Below are 12,194 nucleotides of genomic sequence, written 5' to 3'. Positions count from 1 at the left end.
TGCGGCGCTACTCTGCCCGCCTCGCCTTGGTCTTCTTTTCTGGCCTGGTCAGCTCGCTGATGGCGGCGGCCAGCGACTGGAAGATCGAGATGTCGTGCAGCTCGATCCCGAGGCCGACCATGCCCTGCGCCATCCTGGGCCCGACGCCGACGAGGCTCACGCGCGCGCCGAGCAGCCGGGTCGCCTGCGCCGTCTGCACCAGCGCCGCCGCGATCGCCTCGTCGACATACGGCACGCCGGTGACGTCGAGCAGCACCCACCGGGCCCCCTCTCGCGCGACGCCGGAGAGCGCGGCCTCCATGATCTGCTGCGCCCTCGCGGCGTCGATCGCGCCTATCAGCGAGATGAGCAGCACCCCGGGCAGCAGCGGGATGACGGGACAGCCGAGCTCCCGCACCGTGCTCGCCAGCGCGCGCTCGCGCTCGTAGGCGGCGGCCAGCATGTCGCGCTCCGCGTGCAGCGTGGCCTCCATGTCGTGGTGCTCGAACGCGGCGATCAGGAGCGACACCCACATGGCCAGCGGATGGAGGTTGTTTACGAAGCTCTCCAGGTGCAGCCCTCCCAGCACCAGAGTCCCCCAGTCGCGCGTCGCGCTCACGAGCGGGATCAGCAGGAGATAGCCGCCCGGCTCGTCCGGCAAGGCAGCCGCGCGCAGGGCGAGCGGCGGGAAGTCGCCGCCCGGATACCTGTGCCCCACGAGGGCGGTCAAGTCCGTATCGTACGGGTACACGGAGTGGACGAGGAACTCCGGCTCGGCCTTGTCCGACGCATCTGCCCAGAGCGCGATGCACCCGACGCCGACGGAGGTCTGCGCCAGCCACTCCAGGCGCTCCTGGGTCCATGCGTGCTTCGAGGCGAGGAGCCTGCTCATGTGCACCTTGGCCAGGACCAGCCGCTCGAGGCTCTTCACGTTCCGCCTGTCCCACGCAGCGAGGGCCCGCTGCTGCGCGAGCCGCACGCGGTCGAGGAACGTCTCCAGCCGGCGGGCGGCCTCCGGCTCCGGCGCGCCGGCGAGCCGCCGCGCGGCGGTCTGCTCGACGAGCTTCACCACCGCGAGCAGGACCTCGATCTTGTCGTTTTGCGCGACCCCGGCGGCGAAAGCGCGCTGGAGCGTCCCCACGTCCAGCGGCTCCTCGCCGGCGAGCGCCGCGCCGAGGCCCTGCGCGATCACCTCCGCCTCGGGCCAGTCGAGGGGCGCGTCGTCGGACGGCGAGCGCCCAGACCCGTCCAGGAGGAGGCTCATCTGCCGGGACAGCGCGCGCTGCCAGCCGTCCTCCGGCGCCTCGATCGCTGGCGCGACCGGCGCGGCGTTCCACGCGGCGCGGCCGCTCCCGCACGAGCGACGCACCACCAGCTTGGCCGGGCCGCGGGTCACGAGCTCACGAGGGGGGAGGCCGTCGAGCAAATCGATGAGCCGCTCGACGGCCGTGCTCCCGAGGAGCGCCGGGTCCTGCCGAACCGTGGTGAGCGGCGGATCGCAGTGCTGGGCGGCGTTGATGTCGTCGAACCCCACCACGGCGATGTCCTCGGGCACGCGGTGGCCGTGCGCCCGGATCGCGTTGATGGCGCCAATCGCCATCTCGTCGTTGCCCGCCACGAGCGCGGTACAGAACTTGCCATTGCGCGCGAGCAGCTCGTGGAAGCGCTGCTCGGTGTACAAGATCGTACACTCGTGAAACTCGGAGAGCAGGTTGAGGTCGGCCTCGAGCCCGCGCGCGCGCATCGCCTGTTCGAATGCCCGGCTCCGCTCGTGGAAATCGTCCGATCCCGTCATGCCGATGTAAGCGATCCGACGATGTCCGAGCTGGATGAGGTGATCGACGAGCACGTGAATCGAATCGTGGTTCTCCGCGCGGACGACCGGGAAGCGCGTCCCGAGCGAGGGCGCGCAGAAGATGACACCCGGCTTCCCATCAGAGAGCAGCTCCTCCAGGCCGTCGATGTTGTACATCGCGATCCAGCCGGCCACCTGGCGAAGCGCCACGCCGCGCTCGAAGACGTGCCGAGGCGTCGCGTAGATGAGGAGGAGCTCGTAGCCCCGGGCTCGCGCGGCGCGGTGCATGCCTCGAAAGGCCGTGGCGTTGAAGGCATTGTCGAGGAAGATCGACGCGACGCCGATCACCTTCGATGTGCGCTGATCGACAGGCCCCGTCTTCATCCCGGTCGCGCTCGCCCCCTGATCCCCAGACGAGCCTACCACCGTCCTCGATGAAACGACTCAAGAACTTCCGCGCGTCGACCGGCCGCCCCGCGATCCTGCGTGATGCGATGGGTGCGCGCATGTAAACAATCCTGAGCGGCCGCTTCCGCCGAGGTTCACGCGCGGCGCCGGCTGCGCAGGGCGGCCGCGCGAGCACCTTTCTCAGGGCGGCAGACCGCGGGCGCGGTCACTTGCCTTGAGTGCGCCCGACGGGGAGCGCCGGGCCGACGCAGCCGCAGCCGCACGCGTCGGAGAAGAGCTCCTCTCCCGGCGCGCAGATGAAGTCGACGAGGTGGCAGTACTCCGGATCGTGAGAGACGTAGCGGACGGCCGGATCCGCGGCGTCAGGGCAGGCCTCCGGCGCGGGGCCGACGCAGCCACAGCCGCACTCGCTGGAGAAGAGCTTCTCGGGCGGTGAGCAATCGAAGTCGATGAGGGCGCACTCGTTCGGATCGTGAGAGACGTAACGGACGCCTGGATCACCCGGGTCCGGGCACACGGGGGGAGGCGGCTCCTCGTCGATGCAGCCGCAGCCGCACCCGGGCTCGGTCATCAGCCGCTGTCCCTCCGCGCAGACGAAGTCGATGAGCGCGCACTCGTCCGGATCCTGAGAGACGTAGTGGACGCCCGGATCGCTCGGATCCGGGCACGCCCCGCCGCCGCCGCCCGTGGGAGGGTCACAGCCGAGCAGTCCGACGATCGAAGAGGCCGCAAGAAGCAACAAGGCACAGGCTCGCATGTTGGTCTCCGTATCTTTCTCGTGTGGGTTGGGAGATGCACCTCCCCCTCGAGGCCCGTCCCGAGCCTCCCGGAGGAGCAGAGAGCTGGAATCGACTCAGGGAGCGCCGGGCACGAAGAGCGTCACCGCCCGCCGGAAGACCTCCGGTGAAGACACCTCGATCAGCGCCACTTCCTCGCGCGCGGCGGCGCCGGTCGGCCGGTACACAACGCGGAGCTCTCCGGCGCTCCCCGCCTCGAGGACGACGGGAGCCGCCGTTCCCTCGAGGCTGTACTCGGGCGCCGGGGCGCGCAGCGCGATCCTGTCGATCGCGAGCGGCGCGCCGCAGGCGTGCGCGAGCGCGACGGCGCTGCTGGACGTCGCGCCGGCGGCCGCCTCGGGCAGGGCGAGCTCCCGTTCGACCTCGAAGCAGCCTGCGAGCGGGCGAGGCGACGGCGCGAGGGCGCCGGCGGCGGCGATGAGGTCCACCGGCTCGGAGCGCAGCGCGCCGCGCCGCGCCTGGAGGCGCAGCTCGTTCCCCCGGACGCCGTCGATGTCGAGCGCGAAGCTGCCGTCGCCCGCGACCGGCGCGACGACCGGGGGCGCGGTCCCATCGAGGTTCACCGCCCAGACCACGTCGGCGTCGGTCACGCTCCCGGGCGCGCCGGTGAGCTCCAGCGGGGCGCCGTCGCACTCGTCGCACACCGCGCCGACGACGTCGCCGGCGAGCGCCGGCGGCCGCTCGAAGGGCGGCTCCGGGATGGGGTTCACCCCGCACCCGGCGGCGCAAGCGACGAGAAGGACGGCAAGCCAGCGCATCACGCCGCCCCTCTGTTCAAGAGTCGCGCCAATGCGATCCGCGGTGTTCCGCGGAGATCGCGGCCCCATTTTGTACCATTCTGTACCATATTGTACCGATGGTACACCGCGGCATTGCGCCAGGGGCCGTGGTCGATGGCCGTTACGAGGTCGTGCGCGCGCTCGGGCGAGGCGGGCTCGCCTCGGTCTACGAGGCGCGCGACCGGCTCTTCGATCGCGACGTCGCGATGAAATCGCTGAGCTTCGGCTCCGCGGGCGCGCTCGAGGCGTTCCGGCGGGAGTTCTCGCTGCTCTCGGCCTGCGCTCACCCGCGCCTCCCGCGCGCGTACGACTTCGCCAGGACGACGTCCGGCGGAGCGCCGGGCCAGCCGCTCACGTACGCCACGACGGAGCTCATCCGGGGCCGGACGCTGGCCGAGCACGCGCGGGGGCGGGCCTTCCGCGCGGCCCTGCCCGTCCTGCTCGACGCGCTCGACGCGCTCGGGTGGCTCCACGGCGCCGGCATCGTCCACGGCGACTTCAAGCCCGAGAACGTCCTCGTGCGGGACGACGGCGCGGGCGTGCTCATCGACCTCAGCGCGGCGCGGCGGATGCGCGCGGGCGCGGGGGACCTCTCGGGGACGGCGCGGTTCTTCGCGCCGGAGCTCCTCCGGGGGGCCCCGCCGAGCGCGCGCTCCGATCTCTTCGCGGTGGGGCGGACGCTCGAGGCCCTGTTCCCGCTCCTCTCCGGGGCGCCGCCCGCCGCCGTTCGCCGCCTCGCCGAGCGGCTCACCGCCGAGGATCCGGCGAGCCGCCCCTCCGGGGTCGAGGAGGTCCTCGAGGCCCTCTCCGCCGGCGGCCTGCCGCGGCGCGCGCCCGCCGTCGTGAGCGAGCCGGGCGAGATCGTCGGCCGGGAGCGCGAGGTCGAGGCGTTCGGCGCGGCGCTCGAGGCGCTGCTCCGCGGCGAGCGCGGGCCGCGCGCGGTGATCGTCACGGGCGAGGAAGGCGCGGGCAAATCGCGGCTCTTCCGCGAGCTCAAGTGGCGCGCGCAGCTCCGCGCGCAGGTCGTCGAGGGCGCGCCCCGCGGCGACGATCCGCTGCGCGCGCTGCTGGTCCGGGCGCTCGGCGGCGCGCCGCTCCCGGCCGGCGTCGACGCGCTGCTCGGGGCCCGCGGCGAGCTCGCGGGGGCGCGCGGGCGCGAGGGCGAGGCGGGGCGCGCCCCGCGGGATCCGCGCGATCTGCGGGATTCGTACGCATCGCCCGCGCCGCGCCGGCCGCGCGTGCTCGCGATCGACGACGCCCACAGGCTGGGCGCGCACGACCGGGCGCTGCTCGAGGCGCTCGTGCGATCGACCGAGCCGACCGACGCCGTCCTCTGGCTGATCGCCTCCGCGGAGCGGCTCGACGTGGGCAGCGGCGCGGTCGTCGAGCTCCCGCTGGGCCCGCTCGGCGAGGACGCGGTCCGGGTCTGGACCGCGCCCCTCGCCACGGCGGCGCGCACGTCGGACCTCCTGCGCGCGAGCGGCGGCCGGCCGCGCGCGCTCAAGGAGCTCTGCGCCGCGCTGGCGCAGCGCAGCCTGAGCGAGGCGGAGCTCGACAGGTTCGTCCACACGACGGGCACCCCGGAGCTCTGGCGACGGCGCGTCGCGGCGCTCGACCGCGGCGAGGCGCGCGCCCTCGCGGCGCTCGCGGTCGCGGATCCGCTCGGGCCCGAGGCCGCCGCCGCGCTCGGCGTGGGGCGCGCGGCGCTCGACGCGCTCGAGGCCGCGGGGCTCGCGCGGCTCGACGGCGAGGGGTTCCGCCTCGGCCAGCCCGGGCAAGCCAGGGCGCTCCTGCCCTGGCTCGACGCGGGCGTCGTGCGCGAGGTCGCGGCCGCGATGGCGGCCCAGCTCGCCGGCGCCGACGAGGCGGCCCTCGCGCCGTCGGTCCGCAGCCAGCGCGCGGCGGACCGGGCGAGGGCGCTCGTGCTCGCGGGCGACCACGAGGCGGCGCGGCGGGCGCTCGCCGCGTCCGGGCCGATGCTCGAGTGGGCGCCGCGCGCCTGGGTGCGCGCGGCGGACGCCGCCTGCGAGGTCCTGCCGGCGCCGCGGACGCTCGTGGCCGCGGCGTCCGCGATCGAGGCGGCCGGCGACCCGCGGCGCGCGCTCTCGCTGCTCGCGCGGGCGAGGCGCGCGCGGCCGCCCACCGACGCCGGCGCGGAGCTCTCGTACCGGGCGGCGCGCTGCTACGAGAAGCTCGGCAAGGTCGAGCGGGCGCTCTGGCAGCTCGGGCGCGCGCGGGCCCTCTCGCCCGGGCCCTGGGGCGGGCGGCTCGCGGGCCTCTCCGCGCGCTGCCTGCTGCGCCTCGGCCGCTACGACGAGGCCCGGCGCGAGGCGGAGGGGGCGCTCGCGGCGCTCGGATCACACGAGGTCGAGGGCGCGCCCGCGCGCGGCGAGGCGCGCGAGGACGAGGGCGCGCCCGCGAGCGGCGAGGCGCGCGAGGACGAGGGCGCGCCCGCGAGCGGCGAGGCGCGCGAGGCCGCCGCGGAGCTCGCCGAGACGCTGGGCCTCGCGCTCGGGTACCTGAGCGACCAGGCCGGGGCGCTCCAGAGCCTGGCGCGCGCCGTCGCGCTGCGGCCGGCGTCGGGCTCGCCCCGCGCCCGCGCCCGCACGCTCAGCTACCACGCGCTCCACGCCTACCGCGCCGGCGACGCGGCCCTGGCGGCGCGCGGGTTCCAGGAGGCGCTCGACCTGGCCGAGGCCGAGGGCCTCGGCGATCTGCTCGCGACGGCCGCGCTCAACCTGGGGACGGCGAGGCACCAGCTCGGCGACTGGGGCGCGGCGCTGCGCTGCTACGAGCGCGGGCTCCGGGCGGCGGTCGCCTTCGCCAAGGAGCGGACCGAGGCGACCCTGCGCTTCAACCTCGCCAAGATCCACGCGGACGTCGGCCTGCTCGAGCGCGCCGAGCTCGCCGTCGCGCGGATGCGAGCGCCCGAGGGCCCGAGGGCCCCCGAGGAGATCGCCGTGGCGGCGCTCGGGCTCGCGGCGGAGATCGCCGCCGCGCGCGGCGCGCTCGGCGAGGCGGCGCGGCTGCTCGAGGAGGCCCGCGCCGGCCACGCGGCGCGCGGCTCGAAGCGCGAGGCGTGCGAGGCGGTGATCCACGCCGCGGAGGTCGCGCTCGCGGCGCGGGACAGGGCCGCGGCGGGCGCGCGGCTGGCCGAGGCCGCGGCGCTGCTCCGGGAGGCCGACGCGGCGGATCTCGCGCTGCGCCACGCGACGGCGGGCGCGGAGCTCGCGCTGGCCCGCGGCGACACGGGCGCGGCCCTCGCGGAGGTGCAGCGCGGCGCGGGCCTCGTGGCGAGGGTCTCGCAGCTCGAGCTCCACGCGAAGCACGAGGAGGTGTCCGCCGAGGTGCTCCGCCTCCGGTCGGCGACGGCGCTGGCGGAGCGGCACCGCACGGCCGCGCTCGAGTGCTGGGAGCGCATCGGGAGCACGCTCCCCGCCGAGCTCGCCGAGGTCTTCTGGCGGCACCCCCGGCGGGCCGCGCTCCGCGGCGGGCCCGCGCCGCCGGGGGCCCGGATGGAGCTCGTGCTGAAGCTGCTCGAGGTGAACCGGCGCCTGAGCTCGACGCTCGACGCGGAGGAGGTGCTCCGCCTCGCCATGGACGCGGCCATCGAGCTGACCGGCGCCGAGCGGGGGTTCGTGATTCTCGCATCGCCGTCGCCGTCGCCGGAACCGGGAGGCCACGCGAAGGGCAAGCTCGAGGTCGCGGTCGCGCGGAACCTCGATCGCGAGCGCGTCGGCAAGAGCCAGCTCAAGTTCAGCCACGGGATCGCGAAGCGGGTGGTCGAGCGCGGGGAGGCGGTGCTCACCGTCGACGCCCTGGCCGATGAGCGGTTCCACGGGAACGCGTCCGTGCACGGCCTGCGGCTCCGGTCGATCGTGTGCGTGCCGATCCGCGCGCACGGCGCGGTGCTCGGCGCCGTCTACCTCGACAACCGGTTCCAGCGCGGCAAGTTCGCGGAGGGCGACGCGGATCTGCTCGGCGCGTTCGCGGACCAGATCGCGGTCGCGCTGCACAACGGCCGGCTGATGGCCGAGCTCCGGGACCGCACGCGGGCGCTCGAGGAGGAGCAGCGGCGGGTCGCGGAGCTCATGCGCTCGCAGGCCGACGAGATCGAGCGGCTCTCGCACGCGCTCGAGCGGACCCGGGCGGACGCGCGCCGCGACTTCCCGGAGATCGCCGGGAGGAGCGCGCCGATGCGCGCGGTGCTCGCGCTCTGCGAGCGCGTCGCGGAGAGCGACGTGACCGTGACGGTGACCGGCGAGAGCGGCACGGGCAAGGAGCTCGTCGCGCGCGCGATCCACGCGGGCGGGCCCCGGCGGGACGGGCCGTTCGTGGCGGTCAACTGCGCCGCGCTGCCGGAGGCGCTGCTCGAGTCGGAGCTCTTCGGCCACGTGAAGGGCGCGTTCACCGGCGCGGTCCGCGATCACGGCGGGCTGTTCGTCTCGGCGCGGGGCGGGACGCTGTTCCTCGACGAGCTCGGGGAGGTGCCGCTCGGCGTGCAGGCGAAGCTGCTCCGCGCGCTGCAGGAGCGATCGATCCGGCCGGTGGGGTCGGACCGGAGCGTCTCGGTGGCCGACGTGCGGGTCGTCTGCGCGACGAACCGGGATCTGCGGGAGGAGGTCGCCCGGGGGCGCTTTCGCGAGGATCTCTACTACCGGGTCAGCGTCATCGAGATCCGCTTGCCGCCGCTGCGCGACCGGCCCGACGACATCCCGGCGATCGCGCAGGCGATCGTCGAGAAGCTCGCGGCGCGCCAGGGCCGCCCGGCGTTCCGGCTGTCCCGGGGCGCGCTCCGGCGGCTCTCGTCGTACGGCTGGCCCGGCAACGTGAGGCAGCTGGAGAACGTGCTCTCGCGCGCGTGCGTGCTCTCGCCGGGCCCGGAGATCGGAACGGCCGACATCCAGCTGCCGGCGGCGGCGCCCGCGCCGCGTGGCCGGTCGCGCGCCGAGCACCAGGGCGCCGAGGAGGACCGGATCCGCGCCGCGCTCGAGCTCTCCCGCTGGAACGTGAGCGAGGTGTCGAGGAGCCTCGGGATCCCGAGGATGACGCTCTACCGGAAGCTCGCCCGCTACGGGCTCTTGCGGAAGGAGTGAGGGTCAGGCCAGCGTGAGCAGGGCGCCCGTGACCAGCCGCCCCACGCCGAGCGAGGAGGCTAATCCCACACGCGCACCACCATGAGCCCCAGGCTCGACCGCTTCCCCGCCGCCACGATGCGGCCGTCGCGCTGGACGGCGATGGCGTAGAGGTAGTTCTGGTCCGGATGGTCGTCGAGCACGACGGCGCCCGCGGCGCCGAACCCGGCGTCCCTGGAGCCGTCCGGCAGGAGCCGGAGGATCGAGGCCGTGATGCCCGAGGCCACGGTGCCCCCCGCGACCGCGCCGAGGAGCTTGCCGTCGGCCTGGAGGGCGACACCGTAGCCCCGCACATAGGGCTTCTCTTCGCCGCTCGCGTTCACCATGCCAGTCCCGCCGAACGTCGTGTCCGCCGAGCCGTCCGCGTTGAAGCGCGCAAAGGCATAGTGGTTCACGCCGTCGAGCGCGTATCCGACGAGGATCGGCTTGCCGTCGCTCCCGAGGACGAGGTCGTTATCGTTGTAGGGCGTCTGCGAGAGATAGGCGATGCCGCCCGTTCCGAAGCCGGGATCGAGCGCCCCGTCGCGATCGAGCCGCACCGCAAGGAACGTGGGGCCCGCGTCCCGCTCGGTTCCTCCGGCGACGATCTGCCCGCCCTCTCCGAGCGCGACCGAGTGCAGCGGGCGGTTCTCGAACGAGACGACGCCCGAGCCGCCGAAGTCGCGATCGACATCGCCCATGGAAGAGAACCGCACGACGATGCCGCGGTTGCCCGGCTTCCCGACGCCGGCGGCGATGATCCAGCCGTCGCTCTGGACGGCGGCGTCGAAGCCCTCCGAGCCGCTGATCAGCGCAGGCTCGAGCCTCGCGACCCCGCTGGCGCCAAAGGCCTGATCGAGCCCGCCGCTCGCGTTGAACCGGACCACCGCGAGCTGGTCGTTCCGCGTCCCCACGGCCAGGATGCGCCCGTCCGGCTGGAGGGCCAGCGACTTGACCGTTCCCTCCTGGCCGACGACGAGGCCCGCTGTGCCGAACTCCGGATCGAGCACGCCGCTCGGCAGGAAGCGAGCAAGACCCCAGGTCGCTCCGTCGATGCCGGCGACGAGGATCTTGCCGTCTTCCTGGACGACGATGGCGCGCGCCTCGTGGGGCGTTCCGCTGGTCGCGATTCCATCGCCATCAAACGACTGATCGAGCGTCCCCGGCGGATCGGCGACGAGCAGCGAGACCGGCAGCACCCGATCCTCCAGCCCGGGCGCGCTGGCCACGAGCGAGGGTGCGGCGCCGCCGACCGCCGCGAGCGGCTCCGCGGTCAGCGTGAGCACGCCGGCGGCCTCGCCGCCCGGGACCACGACCGGGCTCGCCGTGACGCCGCTCGGCAGCCCCGACAGCGAGAGCTCGACGTCGCCCGCGAAGTCGTCCGAGCGGGTGACGGCGACGGTGAGCGACGTCGAGCCGCCGCGCACCACGCGCGCCGCCGCCGGGTCGAGCGCGATCGAGAAGCCCGCCTGCGGCGCCCCGCCGCCGCTGCCGTGTGCGGAAAGGTCGCCGCCGCCCCCTCCGCCTCCGCCCGACGCGGCGCCGCCGCCGACTCCAGCGCCGCCGTCACCGCCGGCCCCGTCGCGCGAGACGTCGTGAATGCCGAGGATGTTCTGGCAGCCGAGCGCGAGACAGGCCGCGGCCGCCCCGGCGAGGAAGGCCACGCGCGCGAGCCGGGCGCCGCGGGCTGGCCGGGGCAGCGCGCTCCTCTGCGCGAGCGGCGCGAGCGGGAGGATCATGCCGGCAGGCTACCACGTCGGCCCCCCGCCGGACGCAGCGCCACGACGGCGCCCGGGGTCACGCGCTCGGAGACGAGGCGCTCTCCACCTGCTGCGCGAGCTCATTCCACTCGGGGTACCCGAACCGGTATGGCTCGACAGAAAGGCCCTTCAGGAACCGGAGAACCGACCGCGCCACGACGTCCACCTCGTGACACGGCGCCATCGGGTGAGAGCGCCATGCATGGAACCGCTCGACCACCTCCCGAGGCTCGAACGGAAGACAGCGCGAGCTCGGGCTCGGATCGGGATCCGGATAGGAGGTCAGCACCTCGATCTCCTGCCGCAGGAGATCGAGCGCCCCGCGAGGATCGGCCTGCTGCAGGAGGCGCGCGTACTCCCGGTACGGCGTGTGGTGCGACGGGCTCAGCCGCAGGGCCTCCTCGTAGTAGAACCGCGCCCGATCCGGATTGCCCAGCCGATCGCGGTACAGGTTTCCGAGCTTGCCATACGCCTCGACCGTCCCCGGATAGAACCGCTTCACGTCGTAGTAATCCGGGTGGGAGGAATACGAGTTCCTCGGGGAGAAATCGGGCTCGAGCTCGGCGAAGCGCGCGTAGTGCCGCGCGGCCTGCTCATGAGCGCCCCGGCGCTCGTGGAGCTCTCCCAGGTAGAAATGATTGACCGTGTAAAGGCGCGGGTCGTGGTACGCCCGCGACACGTTGTCCAGATACCGCTCCTTCAGAGGCGCGCGCGGCATGACCTGAGCCGCTCCGCCCCGCCCCCTCGTCATGAGCGTCTCCGCCAGGTGGAAGGAGCGGAGGAGATGGCGCTCCGCCTCGTCCGACTCGTGATAATGCCACAGGAACTGGCTGCTGATGATGTAGGCCCCCAGCGGGTGGATGCTGTCCTCGTCCATGAACGGATCCGCGTGTCGATAGGGGGCCTCGGACTGGAACGACGGCGCGATCTCGTCCCACCAGCGCTCGAGCTGGCGAAGCGACGCGAGCGCGCGCTCCAGCGACATGTTCAGGCTCCGCTCGGAGTACCAAGGGTGGATATCGTACGGCATGCGCAGGAAGTCGACGGCCTGCTCGAGCGACGTGAGCTCCTCGCTGGACAGCGCTCGCCGCCTGGTCACGTCGTACTCGACGCGAGCGAGCCCCGGGTGCGCCCACCGGATCTGCTCCTCTTCCTCCTCCCGGAGCTCGGTCTGCAGAAGGTCGAGCACGGCATCGATGTTCTCCCGGTTCGGCTCGTCGTCCTCTGCCTCGCGGGCGGCCTGCAGGACGGGGATGAACCGGGCCCAGCAAGCTCTGGTGTCGTGGACGCACCAGGCCGCATGGAACCTGACCAGCGGAGACGGAGACCGCAGCGCGCGCTCGTAGAGCGACGCGATCCGGTCGTCGAGCGCGGCTTCACCGCGCGACGCCTCCGCGAGGAACACGAGCGGCTCCGCCGTGCGGGCCAGCTCGCGGTCAGCCAGGTCGATCAGCGCATCGCGGGTGTACTGCGAGAGCGCCTCCCTGCCGAGCGGCGTGACCGCATCCCGAGCCATGAACCAGGGATTCAATCACAATGGACACGGCAGACACAGGCGTTTC

6 protein-coding genes are annotated in these 12,194 nt (G+C 74.2%); 1 reads left to right on the top strand and 5 read right to left on the bottom strand.

Annotated elements, in window-relative coordinates:
- Positions 1–7: 7 nt before the first annotated feature.
- The 3 genes from WMF27_RS07305 to WMF27_RS07295 all read right to left on the bottom strand — a co-directional run bounded on the left by WMF27_RS07305 (position 8) and on the right by WMF27_RS07295 (position 3,737).
- Positions 8–2,158, bottom strand: a complete 2,151-nt coding sequence (locus tag WMF27_RS07305; RefSeq protein WP_437944023.1) for a substrate-binding domain-containing protein — start codon at positions 2,156–2,158, stop codon at positions 8–10.
- A gap of 229 nt (positions 2,159–2,387) precedes the next feature.
- Positions 2,388–2,939, bottom strand: a complete 552-nt coding sequence (locus tag WMF27_RS07300; RefSeq protein ID WP_437769639.1) for a hypothetical protein — start codon at positions 2,937–2,939, stop codon at positions 2,388–2,390.
- A 96-nt stretch (positions 2,940–3,035) separates the two neighbouring features.
- Positions 3,036–3,737, bottom strand: coding sequence for a hypothetical protein (locus WMF27_RS07295; RefSeq protein ID WP_437769640.1), 702 nt, complete (start codon positions 3,735–3,737; stop codon positions 3,036–3,038).
- A 98-nt stretch (positions 3,738–3,835) separates the two neighbouring features.
- Here WMF27_RS07295 and WMF27_RS07290 point away from each other — a divergent pair, with 98 nt between their 5' ends.
- On the top strand, positions 3,836–8,854 hold the full coding sequence (locus WMF27_RS07290; protein WP_437769641.1) for a sigma 54-interacting transcriptional regulator: 5,019 nt from the start codon (positions 3,836–3,838) through the stop codon (positions 8,852–8,854).
- 59 nt (positions 8,855–8,913) lie between these two features.
- On the opposite strand, the gene WMF27_RS07285 is transcribed toward WMF27_RS07290, so the two are convergent.
- The gene (locus tag WMF27_RS07285; RefSeq protein ID WP_437769642.1) at positions 8,914–10,611 is read right to left on the bottom strand and encodes a hypothetical protein; all 1,698 of its coding nucleotides are present in this window, start codon (positions 10,609–10,611) and stop codon (positions 8,914–8,916) included.
- A 58-nt stretch (positions 10,612–10,669) separates the two neighbouring features.
- Positions 10,670–12,148, bottom strand: a complete 1,479-nt coding sequence (locus tag WMF27_RS07280) for a hypothetical protein (RefSeq protein ID WP_437769643.1) — start codon at positions 12,146–12,148, stop codon at positions 10,670–10,672.
- Positions 12,149–12,194: the final 46 nt, after the last annotated feature.

The organism is Sorangium sp. So ce281 (genome assembly GCF_051527395.1).
Lineage (GTDB): Bacteria > Myxococcota_A > Polyangia > Polyangiales > Polyangiaceae > Sorangium > Sorangium cellulosum_B.
This window is presented reverse-complemented; position numbering and strand designations above follow the sequence as displayed.